Annotated in this window: 23 protein-coding genes and 2 pseudogenes; 5 read left to right on the forward strand and 20 right to left on the reverse strand. The window is 42.9% G+C overall.

The window, feature by feature from the left end; genetic code table 11:
* Nucleotides 1-12: 12 nt before the first annotated feature.
* From UFB30_RS09660 to UFB30_RS09695, 8 genes are all read right to left on the reverse strand, one after another.
* On the reverse strand, nt 13-495 hold the full coding sequence (locus UFB30_RS09660) for a DUF948 domain-containing protein (RefSeq protein WP_322421460.1): 483 nt from the start codon (nt 493-495) through the stop codon (nt 13-15).
* A 162-nt stretch (nt 496-657) separates the two neighbouring features.
* A complete protein-coding gene (murC, locus tag UFB30_RS09665; RefSeq protein ID WP_322421461.1) occupies nt 658-1965 on the reverse strand; it encodes a UDP-N-acetylmuramate--L-alanine ligase in 1308 nt (435 codons plus the stop codon).
* Nucleotides 1966-2079: 114 nt separating this feature from the next.
* Complete coding sequence (locus UFB30_RS09670; protein WP_322421462.1) at nt 2080-4458, reverse strand: DNA translocase FtsK; 2379 nt, start codon at nt 4456-4458, stop codon at nt 2080-2082.
* Nucleotides 4459-4596: 138 nt separating this feature from the next.
* A complete protein-coding gene (gene ytpR / locus UFB30_RS09675; RefSeq protein WP_322421463.1) occupies nt 4597-5196 on the reverse strand; it encodes a YtpR family tRNA-binding protein in 600 nt (199 codons plus the stop codon).
* Nucleotides 5193-6008 (reverse strand): DUF1444 domain-containing protein, encoded by an 816-nt coding sequence (locus UFB30_RS09680; protein ID WP_322421550.1) that lies wholly within the window; start codon nt 6006-6008, stop codon nt 5193-5195. The genes ytpR and UFB30_RS09680 overlap by 4 nt, the downstream gene beginning before the upstream one ends.
* 302 nt (nt 6009-6310) lie before the next feature.
* Nucleotides 6311-6631 (reverse strand): thioredoxin family protein, encoded by a 321-nt coding sequence (locus UFB30_RS09685; RefSeq protein WP_322421464.1) that lies wholly within the window; start codon nt 6629-6631, stop codon nt 6311-6313.
* Nucleotides 6618-7646: a PTS sugar transporter subunit IIC gene (locus tag UFB30_RS09690; protein WP_322421465.1), complete on the reverse strand. Its 1029-nt coding sequence runs from the start codon at nt 7644-7646 to the stop codon at nt 6618-6620. Before UFB30_RS09690 ends, UFB30_RS09685 begins: the two co-directional genes overlap by 14 nt.
* A gap of 361 nt (nt 7647-8007) precedes the next feature.
* The gene (locus tag UFB30_RS09695) at nt 8008-8532 is read right to left on the reverse strand and encodes a hypothetical protein (protein WP_322421466.1); all 525 of its coding nucleotides are present in this window, start codon (nt 8530-8532) and stop codon (nt 8008-8010) included.
* A 144-nt stretch (nt 8533-8676) separates the two neighbouring features.
* On the opposite strand from UFB30_RS09695, the gene UFB30_RS09700 reads away from it, so the two are divergent.
* Nucleotides 8677-9123: a YtoQ family protein gene (locus UFB30_RS09700; protein ID WP_322421467.1), complete on the forward strand. Its 447-nt coding sequence runs from the start codon at nt 8677-8679 to the stop codon at nt 9121-9123.
* Nucleotides 9124-9153: 30 nt separating this feature from the next.
* On the opposite strand, the gene UFB30_RS09705 is transcribed toward UFB30_RS09700, so the two are convergent.
* Together UFB30_RS09705 and UFB30_RS09710 are read right to left on the reverse strand one after the other, a co-directional pair.
* Nucleotides 9154-9663 (reverse strand): DUF84 family protein, encoded by a 510-nt coding sequence (locus tag UFB30_RS09705; RefSeq protein ID WP_322421468.1) that lies wholly within the window; start codon nt 9661-9663, stop codon nt 9154-9156.
* A 2-nt stretch (nt 9664-9665) separates the two neighbouring features.
* On the reverse strand, nt 9666-10739 hold the full coding sequence (locus UFB30_RS09710; protein WP_322421469.1) for a M42 family metallopeptidase: 1074 nt from the start codon (nt 10737-10739) through the stop codon (nt 9666-9668).
* A gap of 163 nt (nt 10740-10902) precedes the next feature.
* Between UFB30_RS09710 and UFB30_RS09715 the strand changes: the two genes are divergently transcribed.
* Nucleotides 10903-11220 carry a hypothetical protein gene (locus UFB30_RS09715; RefSeq protein ID WP_322421470.1) on the forward strand — a complete coding sequence of 106 codons (318 nt, stop codon included), beginning with the start codon at nt 10903-10905 and terminating at the stop codon, nt 11218-11220.
* A gap of 227 nt (nt 11221-11447) precedes the next feature.
* On the opposite strand, the gene UFB30_RS09720 is transcribed toward UFB30_RS09715, so the two are convergent.
* From UFB30_RS09720 to thpR, 6 genes are all read right to left on the reverse strand, one after another.
* Nucleotides 11448-12302: a YtnP family quorum-quenching lactonase gene (locus tag UFB30_RS09720; RefSeq protein ID WP_322421471.1), complete on the reverse strand. Its 855-nt coding sequence runs from the start codon at nt 12300-12302 to the stop codon at nt 11448-11450.
* Between the two features lie 258 nt (nt 12303-12560).
* Nucleotides 12561-13202 (reverse strand): tRNA (guanosine(46)-N7)-methyltransferase TrmB, encoded by a 642-nt coding sequence (trmB, locus tag UFB30_RS09725; RefSeq protein WP_322421472.1) that lies wholly within the window; start codon nt 13200-13202, stop codon nt 12561-12563.
* A gap of 235 nt (nt 13203-13437) precedes the next feature.
* Nucleotides 13438-14232 (reverse strand): phosphotransferase family protein, encoded by a 795-nt coding sequence (locus UFB30_RS09730; RefSeq protein ID WP_322421473.1) that lies wholly within the window; start codon nt 14230-14232, stop codon nt 13438-13440.
* A gap of 105 nt (nt 14233-14337) precedes the next feature.
* Nucleotides 14338-15276, reverse strand: coding sequence for a diacylglycerol/lipid kinase family protein (locus UFB30_RS09735; RefSeq protein ID WP_322421474.1), 939 nt, complete (start codon nt 15274-15276; stop codon nt 14338-14340).
* Nucleotides 15273-16241, reverse strand: a complete 969-nt coding sequence (locus UFB30_RS09740; RefSeq protein WP_322421475.1) for an NERD domain-containing protein — start codon at nt 16239-16241, stop codon at nt 15273-15275. Before UFB30_RS09740 ends, UFB30_RS09735 begins: the two co-directional genes overlap by 4 nt.
* Nucleotides 16225-16791, reverse strand: coding sequence for an RNA 2',3'-cyclic phosphodiesterase (thpR, locus tag UFB30_RS09745; RefSeq protein WP_322421476.1), 567 nt, complete (start codon nt 16789-16791; stop codon nt 16225-16227). The genes UFB30_RS09740 and thpR overlap by 17 nt, the downstream gene beginning before the upstream one ends.
* 128 nt (nt 16792-16919) lie before the next feature.
* Here thpR and cysK point away from each other — a divergent pair, with 128 nt between their 5' ends.
* Nucleotides 16920-17852, forward strand: a complete 933-nt coding sequence (gene cysK, locus UFB30_RS09750) for a cysteine synthase A (RefSeq protein ID WP_322421477.1) — start codon at nt 16920-16922, stop codon at nt 17850-17852.
* 237 nt (nt 17853-18089) lie between these two features.
* On the opposite strand, the pseudogene UFB30_RS09755 reads toward cysK, so the two are convergent.
* Nucleotides 18090-18389: pseudogene (locus tag UFB30_RS09755) on the reverse strand (transposase); the annotation flags it as partial.
* A gap of 133 nt (nt 18390-18522) precedes the next feature.
* Here UFB30_RS09755 and UFB30_RS09760 point away from each other — a divergent pair.
* Nucleotides 18523-18924 carry a hypothetical protein gene (locus UFB30_RS09760; protein WP_322421478.1) on the forward strand — a complete coding sequence of 134 codons (402 nt, stop codon included), beginning with the start codon at nt 18523-18525 and terminating at the stop codon, nt 18922-18924.
* A gap of 5 nt (nt 18925-18929) precedes the next feature.
* Here the strand turns inward: UFB30_RS09760 and UFB30_RS09765 are convergent, their stop codons facing one another.
* Complete coding sequence (locus UFB30_RS09765) at nt 18930-19364, reverse strand: YndA family protein (protein ID WP_322421479.1); 435 nt, start codon at nt 19362-19364, stop codon at nt 18930-18932.
* Nucleotides 19365-20043: 679 nt separating this feature from the next.
* Between UFB30_RS09765 and UFB30_RS16630 the strand changes: the two are divergent.
* Nucleotides 20044-20261: pseudogene (locus tag UFB30_RS16630) on the forward strand (transposase); the annotation flags it as partial.
* Nucleotides 20262-20519: 258 nt separating this feature from the next.
* Here the strand turns inward: UFB30_RS16630 and dat are convergent.
* Together dat and pepV are read right to left on the reverse strand one after the other, a co-directional pair.
* Nucleotides 20520-21389 carry a D-amino-acid transaminase gene (gene dat / locus UFB30_RS09775; protein WP_322421480.1) on the reverse strand — a complete coding sequence of 290 codons (870 nt, stop codon included), beginning with the start codon at nt 21387-21389 and terminating at the stop codon, nt 20520-20522.
* Between the two features lie 20 nt (nt 21390-21409).
* Nucleotides 21410-22825 carry a dipeptidase PepV gene (pepV, locus tag UFB30_RS09780; RefSeq protein WP_322421481.1) on the reverse strand — a complete coding sequence of 472 codons (1416 nt, stop codon included), beginning with the start codon at nt 22823-22825 and terminating at the stop codon, nt 21410-21412.
* Nucleotides 22826-22880: the final 55 nt, after the last annotated feature.

Raw genomic sequence — 22880 nt, forward strand, 5'->3', positions numbered from 1 at the left:
TCCTGCATTGTTTTATTTTTGATTTTCATCAACCGGGGGCAATGCGCGCTGAGGTTCAGGATATTTTTCCCGTGACGTATATTCTTTTTTACGCGTCTTCCATTTATTACGGATTTCCATTGCCACATTGCTCCACTGTACTACCTGAGCAATTTTTTCTTCGTTTTGTTCAGCAGTCTGCGTTACTGAATGGGTGATTTTCCCGATCGAGTTATTCAGCTGCTGCACGTTTGTGCCTACACCTTTTACTGCATCGACAACTGAATTCAATTTTGCGGACTTGCCCTGAATATCTTCAGCCAGTCCATTTGTCTTATGTAAAAGTTCAGTCGTTTCTGTTGTAATACCGTCAAGCTGCTTTTGAAGTGCAGCGACAGTGTCAGCCAGACTGTTCAGTGTTTTCTTTACTGCATTAAGTGTAACCGCCAGACTGATACATAAAATTAAAAAGCCTCCTGCTGCAAGCAGCGCACTAATATAAAGTAATAATTCCATAATCACTTTCAGCTCCTTTCTATTTATAATTTGGTATTACCCTTGCCCCCTGATACCTAAACGCTCACAGTCCCTATTCTCTAAAGAACTGCTGATTTCCTTCAAGAAATTTAAATTCGGCATAAAAAAGAGGCCTGATTGATCCAGGCCTCTGAAAAGTAATCATGATTGTTCTTTAATCCAGTCTTCAAAAGACTCCTGGAATTTCTGAACGTCTCCGGCACCCATGAAGAGGAATACACCGTCTTCATGCTTCCCTAGCACAGAAGGGTCCTCAACTGTCAGAATTTCAGCTCCGTCAATTTTATTCTGGAGATCTGAAATGGACAGTTTGCCGTGGTTTTCACGGGCTGAGCCAAAGATTTCACAGAGATAAACATGGTCAGCAGCTCTCAGACAGTCTGCAAATTCCTCAAGGAACGTTTGTGTTCTTGTGAAAGTATGCGGCTGAAAGATTGCGATAATGTCTCTGTCAGGATATTTTTTTGAAGCTGAGTCAAGTGTTGCCTTAATTTCAGTCGGATGATGGGCATAATCATCGATCAGCGTCCGGTTACCGATATGCTTTTCAGTGAAGCGTCTTTTTACGCCGCCAAAGGTTTTCAGCTGCGCCTGAACCACTTCAGTATTAATCCCCTCGTAGTGGCAGATCGCAATAACTGAAAGAGCATTTAAAATTGTATGATCTCCATACATCGGGATCTCAAAGGATGCAAAATATTCATTTCTGACAAATACATCAAAAGCAGTACCTGCCGGCGACGTTTCTACATTGCGCGCCTGAAAGTCATTTTCCTCATTAAATCCGTAAAATAATACAGGAACGTTTGCTACAAGGCTTTGAAGATGTTCATCATCTCCACAGGCAATAATGCCTTTATTCACCTGTTTTGCCATATCCTGAAATGCTGAGAACACATCATCAATATCAGCAAAATAGTCTGGGTGATCAAAATCGATATTTGTCATGATCATGTAATCCGGTGAATATGACAGGAAGTGTCTGCGATATTCACAGGCTTCAAATACAAAGTATTTACTGTTTTCATATCCTTTACCGGAGCCGTCTCCGATCAGATATGAAGTCTGGTCAGCACCCTGCATCACATGGGCTAAGAGACCGGTAGTTGACGTTTTTCCGTGTGCACCTGAAACCCCTACGGAAATATATTCATTCATGAAATCCCCGAGGAATTTGTGATATCTGATCAGTTCAATGCCCTGATCTTTTGCCGCCTGAATCTCTTCATGATCATCAGGAAAGGCATTTCCTGCGATAACCGTCATACCCGGTTTAACATTTTCTTTATTAAAGGGCAATATTTCAATCCCTCTGTCTTCAAGAGGCTTTTGTGTAAAAAAGCGCTTATCAATATCTGATCCCTGTACTTCATGCTTCATATCGTGAAGAATTTGAGCAAGGGGACTCATGCCCGATCCTTTAATTCCTACAAAGTGAAAACTTGTCATGGTTGAACCTCCAACAGTCAGATGCCTGAGCAGTCTGACGGTATATAATTATCTTATAGTCTGGCACATATTTTGTTATTATAACATGTTTTAAAATGCGCACAAATAAACAGTTTATTTTACTGATCTTGCAGCATCCTGTAACTCTGAGAGATCTTCATGTGCCATCAGCACGTCACGGGGTTTACTCCCTTTAGACTCTGAAATCCATCCGTTTTTCTCCATCATATCAATCAGTCTTGCAGCACGATTGTAACCAATTCTAAACTGTCTTTGAAGCAGAGACGTTGAAGCGCCTCCCTGGGCAATGACAAACTCACACGCTTCAGTCAGCAGTTCATCCTCTTCATCCTGAAAATCCACTTTTGCCAGCAATTCTTCCTGTTCAAATAAATAGGATGCCTTACGCTCATTTCTGACATGAGCTGCGACTTCATCGATTTCATCATCAGAAACAAATGTTCCCTGAAGTCTGACAGGCTTTGAAGCTCCGTTTTCAAGAAACAGCATATCACCGCGGCCCAGCAGCCTTTCTGCTCCTGAGCTGTCGATAATCGTCCTTGAGTCCACCTGTGAACTGACTGAGAACGCAATTCTTGTTGGAACGTTTGCCTTAATCAACCCTGTAATGACGTCTACAGATGGACGCTGCGTTGCGATCAGCAGATGAATTCCGCAGGCTCTTGCTTTTTGCGCAATACGGCAAATGGCTTCCTCTACATCAGCAGGAGACATCATCATCAGATCAGCAAGCTCATCGATCACAACAACAAGATAAGGCAGTTTTTGAGAATAGTTACCTTCATTCTTCACCTTGTGATTGTAACGTTTAATATCTCTTACCCCCGCATGAGCAAACAGCTGATAACGTCTTTCCATCTCTTCTACAGCCCACTTTAATGCTGCAGTAGCTGCTTTTACATCCGTGATAACCGGGCTCACAAGGTGTGGAATATGGTTATATGGCGCGAGCTCAACCACTTTAGGGTCAATCAGCAGCATTTTCACATCATCCGGTGAAGCGTGATACATCAGGCTGATCAGAATTGAGTTAATGCAGACACTTTTTCCTGATCCGGTTGCACCGGCAATCAGGCCGTGTGGCATTTTACTGATATCCGTGACAACCGGTTTCCCTTCAATATCAAGTCCAAGTGCGACAGGCAGTGTCGCTTCACTGTTTTGAAAAGCTTCATCTGCGAGAATCTCTTTTATCGCAACGGGTCTGCTGTGAGGGTTCGGGATTTCTATCCCTACTGCCATCTTGCCTGGTATTGGTGCTTCCATTCTGATATCCCTTGCTGCAAGTCCAAGTTTAATGTCATCAGTCAAGCTTGTGATTTTACTGACTTTTACCCCTTTTTCAGGGAATAATTCAAATCTTGTTACTGAAGGTCCCTGAGTCACATTTTTCACTGTTGCATTTACATTAAAATGGAACAATGTCTCATTTAATAACTCAGCCTGATAATCCAGCCATTCCTGATCCGGTTCTGCATGTACCGGTGGTGAGAGTAAATCTAACGACGGCTTCATGAAGTGAGGCAGTTCTTCCTCAGCGGTAATCTGTGTTTTATCAGGCTGCTCGGGTTCAGCCGGCGGTTCTTCCTTATGATCATGATCATTATTATATGACTCACGCACACGTTTGCGTCTATCCTGCTTCAGCATCATGACGTTAAAAGGTACTCTTCCGGCTTTTGGCTTTTCTTCAGCAGCAGGTTCAGCTGCCTGCTCTTCCGGACGTCTGTCTTTGAGAGGTTCAATTTGTTCTTCTGATTGAGAAAGCTCCTCATTATGATCAACTTCCTGCGTTTCAGATGCATGCTGCAGGCTGACGTTTTCCTCTTCCCTTACAAACTGGTCCTCAGCTTCCTGAGCCTGTGCTGTTTCTTCGACGGCGAGAACAGGTTCTTCCTGCTTTTCCCCCGGGACAGCTTCAGGACTTTCCTCTTCACGAACTTCAGCCTTTTCCTCAGGCTGTTCATAATCCGTCTCATTGGACTCCGGCTCATCAGTTTGAGTGACAACAGGAGGTTCATTTTTCTGTCTGAGTTCTTCAAAAGATAGGACTTCAGCAGCCTGTCCAGCCTGATCCTGCTTCTTATCCGCAGCGATTTTCCTCTTCAGCTCCTGAAAGGATGAAATTTCGTATTCAACTTCTTCAGTATTATGTAACGGCTGAATCTTTTTCGGCCTGTCCCTGAAACCATATATAGGGGACGGCACATCAGTCGGTTTAAATGGCCCTGCGTTAGGACTCTTTTCAATAATCCGGGATTTTTCCGGCACTGCTTCTTTTTTGGGCTCACGTTCTTTTTTCTGGGATGACTCATCCGGAATTAATGGAAACCTGAATTCTCCTTTAGGATACTGATAGGAAACCCTTGTCTGGAGATCTTTTCTGTTTTCCTTTTTAATCGGTGTATCCCGTTCTATCTCATCTTCCTCCTGCCTTTGAACGAAGGACAAGAGTTTCTGAATCCAGTTCATTTACATCACTCTTTCTATTGTGTTCTCATTCATTCTAGCAGGTTTTATCCTATTTTCGCTCGGATTAAACAAAATTGGTCATTTTGGTATACGATGTGGAAAAAATCCGCCCTGTCATAAAAACAGAGCGGATTTCGATTACAGACTGAATGCTTCACCTGCATGTCCATCTTCTAATACCAGAATTCCTTTTTTCTCAGGTGCGTTTGGCAGCCCGAGTTCTTTCGCTGAACAGATCATCCCGCTTGAAGGAACACCTCTAAGTTCAGCATCTTTAATGACCATTCCGCTTGGCATCACTGCGCCAACCTTCGCGACAACAACCTTCTGGCCGGCATCAACATTTGGGGCACCGCATACGATCTGCAGACGTTCTTCCCCTACATTTACCTGACAGATATTCAGCTTGTCAGCGTTCGGATGTTTTTCCATTTCTTCAACAAATCCAATCACAAATTTCGGCGAAAAATCTGCTTCAATCTGATGATCAAATCCGCTTTCCTGAATCATTTGATTCACTTTCTGAAGCTTGGTTTCATCCATTTCTACCGGTCCTTCCGAACGAAATTCCTGTTCAGGCTGACCAAAAATATTGTAGCCGGTCACTTCACTATTTTCACTGTTTTTAATTTGTACAACATTTCCTTTTTGCTCAAATGTTTTCACATGGCGCGGAGTATCCTTTAACTTAATGATCAGAACTTCTCCAACACCGGTTTCATTATAAAATACGTTCATTTTTTTGAATCTCCTTCATCTTTACGTTTGTTTTTGCCGAGAATAAAGACCGGCTCAAGCTCTCCTTCTTCATATAGGAAGGACAGGGCTGTGATCGGCACGTGGCCTGCTGCAAAAAATGACATAGCCATTTGGGCAAGTACATCATATCCTGTTTCATTTCTCATATCACCTATAATCAGGACATCCTGGTGAGGAACAGCGATCGTCATTTCACCTTCCATTTTAGAAGACATTTCTTTCAGGAAAGATTCATTCAGGATTCTGCTTGCATCATATCCATCATTAGAGTTCAGGAAGTAAAACACATTACCTGCTACTTCATCTTTTTTCATTTCTGTTTTCAGTGAACGGACATTAAACATGGCAATTTCTCTGACCTGTTCTTTAGTCCATGACTGCTTTTCAAGAAACTGCTCATCAATCATGCGGTACGTTTTACCAAGATCCACTGCATAATAGATACGCGTTTCAGCAGTATGCTCATCAAAAACAAATGGAACGCCCTCAGAAGATTCGTCCGGAAATGACGTTGAACGAATAACAGGAAAGATCTGCTTTTCTGCTTCCTCAACGACGGTTTCTTTCCCCATCACAGCTAAAGCCTCGTTTATATAATACACAGTTTCTGCGATTGCTTCATCCTTCTTTTCATTCCACTTTCCGACAACACTTGGAAGAGAGACTTCAATCCCTTTTTTTGTATCAGCATTTTCAACACGAAGCTGATCCTTTTCACGGTTATAGCGTATATTTCGACCGGGTTGTTCGAGTTTCTCTGTCAAAATCTTTTTCATTTTAATTGAGTCCATTTTCTCAGCCATGGTACCCCTCCTTATAATGCTATTGATAATCGGTTCACTATTTTTTCTCCGCATATCATTGTACACGAAAACACCCCGCTCCTAAAGCAATTCATATTAGGAGCGGGGGTGTTTATAGATTAAACTGATAAAAAGTTCGTAAACCATATAAAGCCAGTTCCTATAGCAGAGGACGGAGACTACTGCCCTAGGAAAGGACGGGTCCGCAAGGCGAAGCCTGAGGAAGCTCACCGTCCGGGGGCAGGAAAGCGTAGTCCTCTGCGGAAAGGACTGACGGTTGTATTAATCAGTTATGAAGCTTTCAGTCCATCGATGAACTGTTCGATTTCTTCCTGCGTCTTGCGGTCTTTGCTGACAAATCTTCCTGTCTCTGTGCCATCCTCAAATGCCACAAAGCTTGGAATGCCAAATACGCTCAGATCTGCACAGATATCAATAAACTCATCGCGGTCTATATAAATGAACTGATAATCCGGATACTTACTCTCAACATCAGGTAGTATCGGTTCAATTACACGGCAGTCCGGGCACCAGTCTGCTGAAAACATAAAGATATGCTTACCGTTGTCTTTCATCTCATTAAACTGTTCAATCGACTCAAGTTTTTTCATGTTTCATTCCTCCTGTAGCAATTCTCATCTGGCCGGGTTTAATCATTCCCGCCCTGATCATGTAATGAGATAGTAACAGGCTAATCACTGCCGGTCCAATAAAATGCAACAATCCCACTTTAATTAGAACATCCATTGTAAAGCCCATCGTTTCAAAGGTCATGATCTGTCCGACGAAACCACTTGTCCCCATGCCTGCTCCTGATGCATTGTTCTCCATTTGCAACCAGATGGTGCCTATTGGGGCGAGCAGGACCCCAGCAACAGTTGGCGGAATCAGGATCAGCGGGTTTCTCACAATATTCGGTACCTGCAGCATAGAGGTGCCAATCGCCTGAGCAATCGAACCGCCCCATTTATTATCCCTGTAACTTGCAGCTGCAAAACCAATCATCTGCGCACTGCAGCCGATTGCAGCTGCACCGGCTGCAAGACCGTCGAGCTCGAGCATCAATGCGATCGCTGCACTTGAAATCGGTGCAGTCAAAGCGAGTCCCATCAGTCCGGCTACAAGCATCCCCATTACAAACGGACGTTGCTCTGTTGCCCATCCAATGGTTTCACCTGTTGCCTGCATAAAAGATTGAATTTCTGGACCAACTAATGCGGAAATTCCATAGCCTGCCGCAATCGTGACAAAGGGTGTAACAATAATATCAATTTTAGTGGATTGACTGACCAGTTTCCCAATTTCAGTTGAGACAACTGCTGCAACATATGCGCCTGCAGGACCTCCAAGGGCATAACCTGCTGATCCTGTAATCACACCTGCAAATAATACAAGCGGAGGCGCTTTCAGACCATATGCCACTGCTGCTCCAATGGCCGGTCCTGCAAGCCCCATTGCAAGTACCCCCATATCAGTCAGAAAAGGTATTTCAAGCTGATTACCGGCAGTCTGCATAATCAGTCCGATGATTAATGAACTGAAAAGTCCCAGTGCCATAAAGCTTAAGCCGTCAATTAAGTATGTTTTAAAAGATATATGTATGCCTTTTTTCTTTAACAATCCCATGTGATTCTCGCCTCCCTTTAATAGTGTAGTGACAAGTGTAAAGGTTGTAAAGTTTAGTTTATAGGTTTTTTAAAAAGCTGGCTGTTGATTTCCGCTTCAGGGGGACTTCGCGGCCGGGCGGTGAGCCCGCAGGCTTCGCCATGCCAGGTCTCACACGTCCCTTCCTGCCACAGGAGTCGCCCCCCTTACGCTCCAATCAACAGCTGTGCAGAAACAACAATGATCTTTATGGTAGCTTTTATCTAATAGAGAATTTGCAAAAGCAACTCTGCTACGAAATTTTGAAAACTATACAGCCGTTATAGACCTCTGCAGCCCACCTTACCTCCAGTATAAAGTATTGTATAAAAAAACCGGAAGATTACTCTTCCGGGTTTTCCTGCGTCCATTCAGTGGATCTGACCGTTTCCATCATCCATTTTGCATTACTGCTAATGTCTTCAAGCTTAGTGATGGTTGTCATTTTTGTATAATCCATGCCTGTTGTCAATTCATAATTCTCTTCATCAATCTGTCTGAGCAGCACATAGCCGAATCGGTCTTTTTCTTCAAAAGTCTCGTTCACAAGCCATTCTTCTTCAGCTGCTTCTGTCATTGTATAGATGACATCATTTCCAGCTTCTTCATTTAAATGATGAAACAGAACAAATGTCTCGTTACTTTTTTCAATCACAGCATTGTGATCAGATGTTTCAGCTACTTCAGCAGTGTATGGAAGGTGAACTTCCAGATCGTCTAATTCTGTATTTGGTCTTTCAGCTTCTTCAACAAAAATCTCTTCTACTTCTTCCAGCGATTTTTCTCTTTCCTGCTCTATGGTTGTATTACAAGCCGCAAGAATAGCGGACGTGAAAATAATAAATAAGATAAACAGATGTTTCTTCAATGGTTTTCCTCCTTTTGAACACGTTCGCTAACCATCATACTAATCTGCCAAACTTTTGACAACCCTTTGAGACGGCAAATAATTTCCAGCGCGATTTTTGTCATGTTATACTTTATCTATTACATACTAAAAAGGGGCGATTTGATGGAACTGACAATTTACCTGGCAGGAGAGATCCACAGTGACTGGCGTGCAAAGCTGAAGGAACAGGCTGAATCACTTCCTTACAAGCTGCATTTTACCGGTCCGATGGAAAATCACAGCCGCTCTGATGATATCGGAGAAGAAATTCTCGGCGAGCAGCCAAATTCAATCTTTAAAGATGATGCTGCTTCTGCATTTAATAATCTCCGCACGCAGGTCCTGCTGCAAAAATCAGACTTAGTTATTGCTTTATTCGGTGAGCAGTATAAGCAATGGAATACGGCGATGGACGCTTCTGCCGCGTTGACGATGAATAAACCGCTGATTCTGATCAGACCTGAAAAACTGCACCATGCACTAAAAGAGCTGTCGCGCAAAGCCACCGTTACAGTTGAAACACCTGAACAGGCATTAAAAGCTGTATCTTATATTTTTGAGACAGAATAACAAAAAGGGATCGCCTGGGCGATCCCTTTGTTATCTGCTTTTTTCATATTCCCACTGGCCAATCAGGAGTTCTACAATATGCTCAAACATCTGAGCTCTTGTGATTCTTCCATTGGTAAAAAATCCTACTGCACCTTCATTCTGTCTGATGTTAAGCTGTCTGCTGAACTGCTCCATGAGCGGACCCAGCTCCTGTCCTTCACGAAGCGGACCTGCAAGTTCTTCAGGAAGCCTGATACTTGCACCTGATGCTGTAAATGGTTCTTTAAAGCCAGGCACCACTAAAGCACCCCAGTTGCATATAAATAAACCATCTGCTGTCTCAGCTACTCCGCCCTCCAGACCTATCCCTGCAGCCCCCGGCATGAGAGCAGCTGCATTGATTGCCCGATTAATGGCTCCCTGTCTGGTTTCTTCGTGACCAAAAGGCTGATCCTTTACACCTGATTCAGTTTTAAACCCTAATACATCCCCAAAGGTCCAGCAGTTTTCAGCCGCTGAGACCTTCGCTTTATTCTTTGTACCAACTGCCAGATTCACAATTATGACCCCTGTCTAATTGTCTCAACAGTAGACTTGTCACAAGATTTTACCAGCTTTACAAGCAGTTCTTTTGCTGCTGCGTAATCATCAATATGAATCATTGAAGCAGATGTGTGAATGTATCTTGAACAGATCCCGACAACTGCACTCGGTACACCTTCATTTGAAATGTGCACGCGTCCTGCATCCGTACCACCTGCTGAGACAAAATACTGATAAGGAATCTGATTTGATTCAGCTGTATCAAGAACGAATTCTCTCATACCGCGGTGTGTGACCATGCTGCGGTCAAGGATACGTAAAAGTGTCCCTTTTCCAAGTTGGCCAAATTCATTTTTATCACCTGTCATATCATTAGCCGGACTTGCATCCATTGCAAAGAAGATATCCGGCTTGATCAGGTTAGCGGCAGTCTGTGCACCTCTGAGCCCGACTTCCTCCTGTACCGTTGCACCACTGTATAAAGTATTTGGAAGAGATTCATGTTGAAGCTCTTTTAACAGCTCAATTGAAATGCCACAGCCATAGCGGTTATCCCATGCTTTCGCGAGAATCTTTTTCTTATTCTCCATTGGGGTAAATGGACATACCGGCACAATCTGCTGACCGGGAAGGATCCCCATTGATTCAGCATCCGCTTTATCATCCGCACCAACATCAATCAGCATATTTTTAATATCCATCGGCTTTGCGCGCTTATCTTCACTCAACAGGTGTGGAGGAATTGACCCGATCACCCCTGTGATTTTTTTATCGTTTGTCACGATGTCAACGCGTTGTGCAAGCAGGACCTGACTCCACCAGCCACCGAGTGTCTGAAAACGGATCATGCCGTTATCAGTGATGCCTGTCACCATAAATCCGACCTCATCCATATGACCGGCTGCCATGACAACGGGACCGTCGTCCGGACCTTTTTTCAAACCGAAAATACTGCCCAGACCATCCTGGACAATTTCATCCGAGTATTTGGACAGTTCCTCTCTCATCAGTTTTCTGATCGCATGTTCATTTCCCGGCGCACCAGGCAATTCTGTTAATTGCTTAAATAACGCAAGCGTATCTTGATTCATTATGTATACTTCCTTTCATAAATGCATTCTATTTTATTTTACAGAACTTTCATTCAGCTTTCCACTTGAAGCAATAAAATTGGAAGAAGCTTCTTTTTTTATGTGCATAGACGCTGTGAATCCGCTATACTAAAATGTAGTTGAATATCCGGAGGTGAATCATATGAACTGGAAAGACGCAGCGCTTGGTGCAGCAGTAGGCTTAGCAGCCGGTGTTGCCATTAGTCAAAGTGCAAGTGCAGTACAATCAAATCAGGTTTCTGCTGAAAAGGTGCTACAGAATATCAAAGATCAATTCAAGCAGGATGGACCGATTGATGGCTCCTGGATTCAGATGAACCCAGAAGATCATCAGGTACTTGCAGTGAAGAACAAAGTGTATCGTGGAGGCATTTCCCGTCACCACGGAAGTGAACTTGAACAATTTGAATTTATTGCTGATGCGAAGACAGGCACAGTGATGGATGTGTATAAGATATAATGACAAGAGAGGCTGGATCAATTGTTAAATTGAATCCAGCCTCTTAAACGTTCCGTTGCGCTTCAGGCGGACGCTTTCCGGACGGTGCTTGCTGAGCCTCCTCAGCCTGCGGCTTCCGGGGTCTCAGCTTCCCACTAATCGTCCCGGAGTCGCCGCCTTCCACTCCACTACACTTTGATGGTAATAAATATATTTCAATTGAATTTATCAATCTTCAAATATCAATATTAATCTGTAAACGGCGTTCTCTTCAGTTCTCCTATTACTTCTTTTCCTGTTTCATTCCACTTGATCATGCGGACTTGTGCGTCGTGGTAAAAGCTGAACCACCAGCCGTTATGCAATCCTTCTTTTACCCATTTTTCTTTTGCAAAGACTGACGTCATCGGGTAGTCATCATACGCAAGAACCCAGAGCGGATTCTGATGGGCATGGGTTGGCATAAGGTCAGCCATATGCAGAATCACTTCTCCATCCTGCTCCATTTTCACGATACAGTGACCGTCGCTGTGGCCACCAGTATGAATCATGGTTAATCCGGGCACAACCTCCAGTTCCTCAGTAAATGTCGTCACCTGATCCTGTATCGCTTCCCAGTTTTCTTTCCAGTATGTATTTCTTGATCTGATATTTGGATTCCTGATTTCATTCCATTCTGTTTCACTCGCATAGACTGTTGCATTTGGAAATACGGATTTCATTTCCTCTCCAGCCGGGGTCGTCAAACCCCCTATATGATCAAAATGCATATGGGTCATGACAACTGTATCGATGTCTTCAACTGTCATGTTTAATTCTCCGAGCGAGCGTTCAATCGATGCTTCCCGTGTAATACCGTAATTACGCTTCTTCTTCTCGTCATATTTACCAAAGCCTACACCGGCATCAATCAGAATATTTCTTTCTCCGGTACGGATAAGCAGCGGCTCTGTTACGAGTTCAATCTGATTTTTTTCATTTACAGGATATTTCTTTGACCAGAGCGGCTTCGGCACTACACCAAACATTGCCCCGCCGTCCATATTCGTAATCCCGCCATCAAGCCAGTAAAGCTCCCAACCTCCAAATTTAAAAGAATCCAATCCAATCGCCTCCTTATGTATACGCTTACATATTATCACAGAAAGAGGGTCTTTGCGAAAGAAGGAATGGAGTTGCCGGTGTTTTTGCAGAAGTTATATGTGTTTCCTCTGAAGTTGCACCGATACACCTGGGAGCTTGTCGCTTTCCCCCGCGAGCTTGTCTCAATTCACGCTCAACTTGTACCAATCCATCCCCCCTCACGCCCTGAAGTCAAAAAAATCCGCCCTCCCTATAAGCCAGGAAAAACGGATTTTTTATTATTGATAACGCACTTCACAGCGGTAAATCGACTGACCCATTGAAGAAAATTTTTCTTCATACTCAGTCATGACATTGCCCTCAAAATCACTGTTATGAAGGTCCAGACTCACGTACGTTAACAGCAGTCCATAAGCAGAAAAGCTCTGCAGTGAATATTCAAACAGTCCTCTGTTATCTGTTTTGAAATGGATCTCACCATTTTCAGGGAGAACCGTTTTATAGAGATCCAGAAACTTTTTAAATGTTAAACGGCGCTTTTCATGTCTTGTTTTTGGCCATGGATCAGAGAAGTTAAGGTAGACGCGGTCAACCTCGCCTCTTTCAAAAACATCTCCAAGAATCTCTGCATTGATTGTCAGCAGCTTCACATTCGGGATATCTGCTTCAATCATTCTATCGAGTGCACTGATGGCGATACTTTCAGACAGCTCAATGGCGATATAATTCACGTCAGGGTGCATTTTCGCCATTTCAGTAATAAATCTGCCTTTCCCTGAACCGACTTCAATATGCAGCTCGTTATGATTGCCGAACACATCAGCCTTCCACTTGCCTTTATGTGACTCGGGTTCAGCCGGTACATATTGCGGGTGCGCCTTTAAATGATCCTCTGCCCACGGTTTATTTCTTGCTCTCATTTCGGTTAACTCCTTTATTCTGTTTTAGTCTTCTTTAACCGTTTTTTATTTCCGGGATCTCCCCTGTCCTTTCCCGGGGCGGGAGTCTCCATACTCCACTCCAATAAAAAACTCAGTATCATTTCATCAAAACAGTTGTCAACTGACAAAGCTTCTGTCAAAACCATTCTTGCAAATCATTTTTTCAAATCAAAAATAGCCTGTACTCTTCTGTTGTTGCCAGAAAAGAATCAGGCTACTTCGGGTTTTCTTTCTTCTGGGTACGCTGGAGAAAGTTCATCCATTTTGTCACATCGTGAAGACGGCCTTTGTCTTTTTGCCACTGCAGCATAACAAGCGCCTGGCATACGACATACCATTTCATCCGGAGCCTGAAATCATCCGTCAGCTCTTCACCGTAATGAGACATCCAGCTGCTCCATTCCTGCTCGGGGACGTACCAGTACAAAAGCATACCTACATCCACTGCAGGGTCTGCGAGCATTGCGCCATCCCAATCTATTAAAAATAATTCATTCACATCTGATAAAAGCCAGTTATTATGATTCACATCTCCATGGCACACGACATAGCTTTCCGCCGAAATGTCATCAAGATGATGGCGTAAAAAAGACAGTGCTTCTCTTACAGGCGGCAGATACTTCAGATCAGTATCCAGTGTATCAGCTACTTCTTCATACATAAGAGAAGGGTCATATGGTTCTTTTCCCAATCTTTGCAGCATAGAAGTTAATGGCCTGGAGCTATGAATTTTTTTCAACAGTTTCGCGATTCGGGGACCGTTCATTTCATCCGCATGAAGCTCACGACCATTCAGCCAGTGCTGTGCTGTAATCACATCACCGTTTTCAAGCCGTTTTGTCCACTTTAATCTTGGCACAATTCCTTCCGCTGACAGTACAGCTAAAAAAGGTGATGAGTTGCGCTTAAGAAAAAGCTTCTGTTCATGATATCTTGCAAAAAAGGCTTCACCTGAAGCGCCTCCTGCAGATATGATCTCCCAATCCTGATCATCAAATAAATGTTCCAATTCATTCACCTTCTATAGCGGAGTGGTTTAAGATCTACTTTCATAGAATAGAAAAAGATAGCAACTAGACAAAGCGCTATCCTTTTAAAATATTATCGTTTATCCCTATGATTCGTCAAGAGTCAACTTATTCACCGTCCGGATTTCAAATGGTGCAGCGGCCGCTTTTAAACTTTGACCCGCTTTCAGCAGACCGTTGTCTTCCCCGTCAGCATGCACCCTGACGTCCTGATCAGAATGACAGATCACTGCGCCCGAACGGATCACGCTTACTTCTTTAAATTTCGTGTGCGTCCCTCTGAAGACACTGCCAAAAACGAGTAAAAACTTCAGCCGGGATAAGCCGTGAACGACTGTAATATCAAGCTCTCCGTCCTTTGTATCTGCTGATGGCGCAATTTTCATTCCGCCTCCGAAGTAAGGCTGATTGGAGATCGTCATGAACCAGACCCGGCTATATATCTGCTTTTCACCGTTTACCTTCAGTTCCAATGTATAGGGCCTGAAGCTGATCAACAGCCGCACTAAAAAAACGACATAAACTGCCTTACCAATCGATAGTTTATTTAAAAATTTTTTAATTCGAGAGTGATTGGCTGCATATGCTACTTCCGCATCAAACCCGGCACCCATATTACTGACAGCGGTCCTGGTTTCATTCATTTCATATCTGATGACATCATGCCATTCATATTGAACCTGCTCCAGAGATTCAGGGAGCGATGCATTCAGGTCAAAACCTCCGAAGTATCTTGCAAAATCATTCCCTGAGCCTGCAGGGATAGAAGCAAACACAGCATGTTTGTGTCCGGCTGCTCCGTTCACCGCTTCATGCATGGTCCCGTCCCCACCTGAAATGATAAAACACACTTCCTCACAAGGATGAGCAACGCACCATTCTCTTATTCTCTGTTCCGCATCATGCTTCGATCTCGTCATCCAGACTTCGATCCCTGCGATCTGTAAAGCGGGAAGCAAGGCTGATAACTGATGCCGGTTAATACCTTTACCTGCATTCGGGTTAAAAACCGCGATCTTCTTCATTCTTCCGCGTCCGACAGCAGTTCTTCAGACGCTTCATTCCACTGCATCCGCTTGACTGAAGTGGTCTGGGTATATTCAATGACAGCCCTCGCTGCTTTCATCTGCATATGTTTAAAAGGCGATGACATATTCCGCTGATGGTCATGCCACTTTTCAATACTCCTTTTATCAATGACTTTGTAGCCATATGGAATATCAGGGAAATCGACATAGCCTCTTTGTGATAAAACTGCTTTATGAATTGTAAAATCGACTTCATTTTTATCAAAAATCTGCTGAATAATTGATGCTGTCCGATCCAGTGAAATCAATGGATTTAAAAGGGTGTGTTCACTTTCACCTTTTTTTATTTTCCAGAAGCGTTCAGTTGAACCGACAAAGACCGTGCCTTCTCCTTCTTCCAGCAATGAAATACACCACAGCCCTGTTGGCGTGAATAAAAGGATTTCCAGTTCAACCGGTGCTTTTTTCAGCAAAAGAATCGGTTCATACATTAACAGAAATGTATCCGGAAAGCGCTGAAGAAAAAATTTCAAATGATCATCCCGGTGATATTTCGGATCAACATAGGATTTTTCAGTGAGCGTTGAGCTGGCCCATTTAAGCTGAAATTGCAGCAGCTGGTCTAGGTATAAATGCTTTAAATCATCCAGCGTTTCAGGTTTGTAATATACTGAGGGCTCAAACGACAACTCATCGTTTTCTTCTATTTGTTCCTGTTCCTGAGCCTCTTCATCCTGCTTCACAAGTATTTTTTTAAAGCGCTTCAAAAGGCCTTCCTTTCCTTCCACTTCTTCTTTAAAGCGCTGAATTTCATCTTCATTTAGATAAACGCCGCCATCTTCCCATTGCTGTCTGATCTTTGTCCACTGCTGCTTTTTCAGTCTGACATATTGAGATGGGTAGCGGATCATATCTTTTTCATAACGTGACACATAGTCCTGCAGCTTAATCAGCTGTGCCATTATTTTCACCGCTTTCTATTAACTTCATTGAATAATAGGTTTTATACATCGGGGTTTCCCCTGGATGAATTTCATACACAGTCACCTGTTTGATCAGGTCTGTTACCGCTTTAATGGGGCCTCTATACACTGAAGCCGGTTCACCCTTCCATTTCTTCGCAAGGGTCACATGCGGACGGAACGGCCTGCTTTCACCTTTATGGATCTTACTGACCGCTTCCTGCACGGTTTGATATAAAAAAGATAATGCTTCTGATTCTTCAGGCCCTGCCCACCAGACTCTCGGTGAATCCTCAGGTCCGAATGTATGAATGTAATTAAAGGTTAATTTAAATGCCCGGTGCTCTTTTATCTTTTTATCGAGTGCATTGCAGACAATGTTAAGCTGATCTTCAGATACTGCACCAAGAAATGACAGCGTCACGTGCAGATCAGCCTGATCCGTCTCTTTTTTAAATTTGTCCGCTGTTAAAAGTGACTCCCGAATGGTATGTAGTTTACTTTTTGCTTCATCTGATAATGTGCATGCAATAAAATAGTGGTTTTCCATTACAGGCCTCCATCATTTGGTATTGGCTTCATTATATCGTTTTTTAACCGTCTGGACAGTCTAAATTGAATCCTGACCGTTGAAAAGGTAGAATGAAAACACGTAATTGTCTTGAAAGGATGATGGTCATGAAAGTCGTAAACAATATCGCAGAACTGATTGGGGATACACCCTTTGTCAAACTGAACCGCCTCCAGCCTGAAAAAGGTGCGGCAGTTTATGCAAAACTTGAATATTATAATCCAAGTAAAAGTGTAAAAGACCGTGCAGCTTTTAACATGATCGTTGAAGCTGAAAAAGCGGGTTACTTAAAAGAAGGATCAACGATTATTGAGCCAACAAGCGGAAACACCGGTATCGGGATCGCGATGAATGCTTCAGCAAGAGGCTACCGTTCCATTCTTGTGATGCCTGATACGATGACGGCTGAAAGAATTAATCTTTTAAAAGCCTATGGTGCTGAAGTTGTCCTCACACCCGGCGATGAAAAAATGCCCGGTGCGATTAAAAAAGCAAATGAGCTTGCTAAAGAAATTGAAGGCGCATTTGTCCCAATGCAGTTTGAAAATTTCGCCAACCCTGATGCACACAGAAAATCCACTGCACTTGAAATCATTGAGGCAGCGGATCAGCTCGGAAAGCCGCTGAGCGCATTTGTCGCAACAGCCGGTACTGGCGGCACCATCACAGGAACTGGTGAAGTGTTAAAAGAAAAATACAAAAATCTGCAGGTCCATGTCGTTGAACCGGCAGGCTCCCCGGTGCTTTCAGGCGGAAAACCCGGTAAACACAAGCTTGTAGGGACAAGCCCGGGCTTTATTCCTGATATTTTGAACCAGGATGTATATGATGAGATTCACAAAATTGAGGATGAGCAGGCGTATGATGTAACAAGACGTCTTGCAAGAGAAGAAGGCATTCTTGTCGGACCTTCATCAGGCGCTGCCTGCTATGCAGCGATTGAGGTTGCTAAGACGCTGCCTGAGGATTCGTTTGTGGTGTTTATTGCCTGTGATACAGGTGAAAGATACCTGTCCAGTGATGTTTTCAGATATGAATAACGTTGAGCTTTCATAACGCTGCTGATTTCCGTGGGGGACTTCGCTTTCCTGCTCCCACGGCGGGATTCTTCGTCCTGTACTCCAAGGGTCCGCTTAGTTATACTTACAACTTTGTCTTGCCAAAAGACGCTGGGACAAAACTAGCCGAAGACAAAAATAAAAAGCGTTGATCATCTAAAAAGATGGTCGGCGCATTTTTTATGGTTGTATTACCTTGCCTTACACAATTTTTATGCTGGTGGCAGCCAACTTTCTCAAGTTGACTGCCATGAGCGCAAAGCCCAGTTCATTTCTCACACGCTCTTTTCCTTTGATGGAAAAACGTGTGAAACCTAAATTAGCCTTCAGAAATTTAAAAACTGTTTCTACGTCAATTTTTCTTTTGGCTCAGATTTCACCTGTTTTTGCTTCTGAAAGCAGGGTACGGATCAACACTTTCTGTTGCTCCCAATTTTCATTATATAAGATCTTTCGGATATTCTCTAATTTTGCTTATGTACAGCTCGCTCGAAGTGGACACTCATCACAACGCTCACAGAGGTCGGGGATTAATCATCCCCCTCCTACTCGATTATTTACTTTGATCTAATTTACTTGGTTTTTGACCAAAGCATAACTGATAAGGATTTACATATCCTATTTAAAAATTGTATCAAAGGAGCGATCAAGCATGAAAAAATCAATAATAGGTATTTGTTTAATAAGTTTATTAGTGATAATTAGCACAATTTATTTTTTACACGATTTAACTAATTCTGTTACTGCTCAACAACCAACGAAATCTACAGAAGTAGAGGAAATTCAACTTAAAATGGAACAGATGTATAAATCAAAAGTCTTTAACCAAATCACTGATAAGTTAACAGAAAATGACTATAAAATTCTTGGGAGTACAGCTATTGAATATACAGTAGAAAATGGGTGGATATTTATAATTGATATCCCCAAAGTAAATAGAGATACGACAAAAGAAGAAGAAATTAAAACAATTTCAAAGGAAATTTTAGACGAAAGTGAGCTTTCTAAATATAATTTCTCAGTTAAAGTAACTCCGAGAAGTATTCAAGATTAATTTTATCAATCTTGAAAAGAAACAGTAATATTATCAAATGGTTGTAATGAACCAGAAATCTTAAACTTTAATTCTGCTTTACCATTAGAAAAATCAGTAAAACCTCGAGTGCTAAATCTATATTCGCCATTTCCATTTCCATTTCTAGTAACACCGTACACTAAGCTACTACTATCACCATCCATTTCAGTCACAATTACCGAAATTACATTCGAGGGATCAGCGTCGCTTATGACTAATCTATAATCTCCACCGCCAGACCAAAGACTAGAATCATATATTGTTACCGTTCCATTTCCTAATGTCATTGATCTCGTTCCTAATATATCCCACTCACCTGCACCTAACGGTTCTATCGTATTTCCTATGGCAGTAGAAGGAATTAATAATCCCATCGATAGCACCAAAACACTTATCCCTAATCTGAATACCTTTTTCATCAATTCCCTCCCTTTCTTTTTTATAATAACACTCGATTAAGAAGGTTCATTCTTTATCGAGAACTAAAAATCCTTTTTTCTCGTTTATATTTTGTTCGACACCGTTCTATTTTCGAGAATTTTACGTTTTCTTACAGACAAGATTTTGATTGCTTTGATGGCGCAGACGTAAAATAAATAAAAATAGGGGCTGCCAAACAAAGAGCGAAAAGCTATATAGATAGAATGACAAGCGAAAGAGTATTAAAAGTGTGAAAAAGGTTAATGTATAAATAGATTCAGCGTTTTTCGTATGTAGCGTTTTTGCCACATATCAAATTAAATAAATCAAAATAAAAGAGGATGGGACAAAACCAGTGAACAATTGAAAAGGTCCGTGGGAAGGTGCAACCTTCCCACGGACCTTTTTATCATGAACGTCATTTTTAGCATATATAAAAGGACAACCTCTTGATAAAATTAGAGTTACCACACAATAACCATCGGAGGTGTCCTTATGTTTAAAATTATAATATGAATCAGATCATTTTGACCCTGGATTTAGCGATTACACTTCAAGAAAATGATATCGCTTTTTTAGTCCATGACCTGGTCCAACAAATCTCTCAGAAAGCTTTCACTCCATTTATTAAACGAACAGGCTGCCCTGCTTTCAGAAGCAAAAACGGGTGAAATCTAAGCCAAAAGAAAAATTGACGTAGAAACAGTTTTTGGATTTCTGAAGGCTAATTTAGGTTTCACACGTTTTTCCATCAGAGGAAAAGAACGTGTGAGAAATGAACTGGGCTTTGCGCTCATGGCAGTCAACTTGTGAAAGTTGGCTGCCACCAGCATAAAAATTGTGTAAGGCAAGGTAATACAACCATAAAAAAATGCGCCGACCATCTTTTTAGATGATTAGCGCTTTTTATTTTTGTCTTCGGCTAGTTTTGTCCCAGCGTCTTTTGATTTCCTTCAAGAAATAGAATGTAATTTATAGTACGATTCAAGCTGACTTAATCATTACACAGCTGTGACTGTAGCGGAAGGGGGCGACTCCTGCGGCAGGAAGGGACGTGTGAGACCTGGCATTGCCAAGCCTGCGGGCTCACCGCCCGGCCGCGGAAAGCGTCTCCCTGGAGCGAAAGTCACAGCTCCCTTATATAACGCGCTTTACTAGAGCGTAATTGTCTCTGTCAATGCACCGCACTGCTTTTCAACTGCTTCTTCAAACGCTTCCTGCAGTTTACGTGTCCAGCTGCCTGGTGTACCGTTTGCGATTTGCTGGTCGTTTACTTTCGTCAGCGGCATCACTTCTGCAGTTGTGCTTGCCATAAATACTTCCTCAGCATTTAACAGTTCATCAAGTGTGAATGCTTTCTCTGCAACCTGAAGTCCGATATCTGCACAGAGCTTTATGATTTCCCGGCGCGTGATGCCATTTAGAATCAGGTTTGTTGCCGGGTGTGTGTACATTGTATCGTTAGTAATCATAAAAATATTGGATGATGACCCTTCAGTAACCGTATCATCTCTGTGCAGGATTGCTTCAAAGCCGCCTTTTGATACTGCTTCCTGTTTTGCAAGGAGGTTTCCAAGTAAGTTCAGACTTTTAATATCACATCTGAGCCATCTGACGTCCGGAGTTGTGATCGCTTTAACGCCGGCACTCATGTCCTTGACAGGTCGCGCCACCTCTTTTGTGTACGCTGTTAATACAGCATTTTGTTCTGCCGGGAAGTGGTGCTGCCTTGATGATGGACCGCGCGTAACCTGCAGATAAATAATGCCTGTATCAAGCTGATTATCCGTCATCAGCTTTTCAAGTCTTGCTGTTAATTCTTCAAGTGTAAAAGGCAGTGTCAGAAAGATTTTTTCTGCGGATTCAAATAATCTCGTCAGATGCTCTTCAGCTGTGAACATTTTCCCGCCATAGACTCTGACTACTTCATACACGCCATCACCAAACTGATAACCACGATCCTCGATATCCACTGTGCCGTTTACACGGTCTAAAAACTGATCATTTACAAGAATTGTACCCAAACTGATCTCCCCCTCAATGATTACTGCTCACAGGCAAGCTGGTAGATTGCTTCAGCATAAATTGCCGTGGCTTTCAGTAAGTCCTCTATTTCAATATATTCATCTTTCTGGTGTGCAACATCTTCTCTTCCCGGAAATAGCGCGCCGAATGCTACACCTTTCTCAAGAGAACGTGCATAAGTGCCTCCTCCGATTGCAAGAAGTTCACCTTTTTCACCAGTTTGATTTTCATAGACTGACAGCAGCGTCTGGACAAATGGATCATCACCATCTACGTGATGCGGCTTTGAATCATCCTTCACATCGATTCTGATATGATGATTGCTCATTTCTTTCATCAGCCAGTCACGCTTTTGATCCATATCATAAGTGACCGGATAGCGGATATTGATGCCAAAGAAAGCATTCTGTTCCCCGTAGCGGATCAGACCGGTATTCAGTGTAAGGTCCCCGCTGATCTCATCCTGACCGGCGATGCCAAGCGCAATGCCTCTTGATCCATTATATAAATACTTATCGGCAAATGTGGCAAATGTTCTGGCACGTGCATCAAGCTCAAACCGTTTCAGGAACCTCAGAAGCAGAATCCCTGCGTTTATTCCGTTATCCGGCTCCATTGCATGTGCTGACTTACCGTGCAGCTCCATTGTCAGGAGACCGCTCTTCACGTAGAAGTCGCCATCCAGCTCCTGTTCTTTTAAAAACTCTTCGTATTCCTGAAGCAGATAGGTCTGTTCTGCATGCACAGTCAGTTCAGCCTTTGCATAGTCAGGCACCATGTTATACCTCTCACCAGCGTGGAAAGTATGCATTTCAATTTTAGGTGCATGTTCATCCGCTTCAAAATGGGTCAGGTGAAAGTCTGCGTCCATAATGCCTTTTTCAGCATGAATCACTGGAAAGTCTGCATCCGGCGCAAAACCGATCGTCGGCATTTCCTCTTCTTTGAAGTAATGGTCGACGCAGCGCCAGTCGCTCTCTTCATCTGTTCCAATAATCATTCTGACTCTTTTATTCAGCTTCAGATCAAGTTCATGTATGATTTTCATTGCATAATAGGCGGCAATGGTTGGTCCTTTATCATCAATGGCTCCGCGTCCATAAAGCCTGCCATCTTTAATGGCTCCTTCAAACGGCGGAAAAGTCCAGCCATTTCCTGCCGGTACAACATCAACGTGACAGAGGATTCCAAGAAGGTCTTCTCCCTCTCCCATTTCAAGATGCCCGGCAATATGACCGGTATTTTTACTTTTAAAACCGGCTGTCTCTCCTGCTTTCAGTAAGTACTCCAGTGCACGCTTGACCTCTTTTCCGAGTGGTGCTTCAACGCTTGCGTCCGATTCATCCAGCACACTCGGAATCGCGATAAGCTGCTGCAATTCGTTCAGTATGTCGTCTTTTCTTTTATCAACTTCATCCTTCCAACTGATGGTCACGGCATTCACCCCGTTCTTCGATAATGGTCCTATTATAGAACATTTCCTTGAGGGA

Source organism: Jeotgalibacillus haloalkalitolerans (assembly GCF_034427455.1).
Taxonomy (GTDB): domain Bacteria; phylum Bacillota; class Bacilli; order Bacillales; family Jeotgalibacillaceae; genus Jeotgalibacillus; species Jeotgalibacillus haloalkalitolerans.

Excerpts from the sequence above, each read along its gene's own strand:
- UFB30_RS09740 (WP_322421475.1), bottom strand. The coding sequence starts at position 16,241 with ATGGCACAGCTGATTAAGCTGCAGGACTATGTGTCACGTTATGAAAAA.
- UFB30_RS09680 (WP_322421550.1), bottom strand. The coding sequence starts at position 6,008 with ATGGACTCAATTAAAATGAAAAAGATTTTGACAGAGAAACTCGAACAA.
- UFB30_RS09660 (WP_322421460.1), bottom strand. The coding sequence starts at position 495 with ATGGAATTATTACTTTATATTAGTGCGCTGCTTGCAGCAGGAGGCTTT.
- UFB30_RS09685 (WP_322421464.1), bottom strand. The coding sequence starts at position 6,631 with ATGAAAAAACTTGAGTCGATTGAACAGTTTAATGAGATGAAAGACAAC.
- ytpR (WP_322421463.1), bottom strand. The coding sequence starts at position 5,196 with ATGAACGTATTTTATAATGAAACCGGTGTTGGAGAAGTTCTGATCATT.
- UFB30_RS09690 (WP_322421465.1), bottom strand. The coding sequence starts at position 7,646 with ATGGGATTGTTAAAGAAAAAAGGCATACATATATCTTTTAAAACATAC.
- UFB30_RS09710 (WP_322421469.1), bottom strand. The coding sequence starts at position 10,739 with ATGAATCAAGATACGCTTGCGTTATTTAAGCAATTAACAGAATTGCCT.
- cysK (WP_322421477.1), top strand. The coding sequence starts at position 16,920 with ATGAAAGTCGTAAACAATATCGCAGAACTGATTGGGGATACACCCTTT.
- UFB30_RS09760 (WP_322421478.1), top strand. The coding sequence starts at position 18,523 with ATGAAAAAATCAATAATAGGTATTTGTTTAATAAGTTTATTAGTGATA.
- trmB (WP_322421472.1), bottom strand. The coding sequence starts at position 13,202 with ATGAGAGCAAGAAATAAACCGTGGGCAGAGGATCATTTAAAGGCGCAC.
- UFB30_RS09670 (WP_322421462.1), bottom strand. The coding sequence starts at position 4,458 with ATGAACTGGATTCAGAAACTCTTGTCCTTCGTTCAAAGGCAGGAGGAA.
- UFB30_RS09700 (WP_322421467.1), top strand. The coding sequence starts at position 8,677 with ATGGAACTGACAATTTACCTGGCAGGAGAGATCCACAGTGACTGGCGT.
- UFB30_RS09715 (WP_322421470.1), top strand. The coding sequence starts at position 10,903 with ATGAACTGGAAAGACGCAGCGCTTGGTGCAGCAGTAGGCTTAGCAGCC.
- UFB30_RS09765 (WP_322421479.1), bottom strand. The coding sequence starts at position 19,364 with ATGAAAAAGGTATTCAGATTAGGGATAAGTGTTTTGGTGCTATCGATG.
- thpR (WP_322421476.1), bottom strand. The coding sequence starts at position 16,791 with ATGGAAAACCACTATTTTATTGCATGCACATTATCAGATGAAGCAAAA.
- UFB30_RS09735 (WP_322421474.1), bottom strand. The coding sequence starts at position 15,276 with ATGAAGAAGATCGCGGTTTTTAACCCGAATGCAGGTAAAGGTATTAAC.
- murC (WP_322421461.1), bottom strand. The coding sequence starts at position 1,965 with ATGACAAGTTTTCACTTTGTAGGAATTAAAGGATCGGGCATGAGTCCC.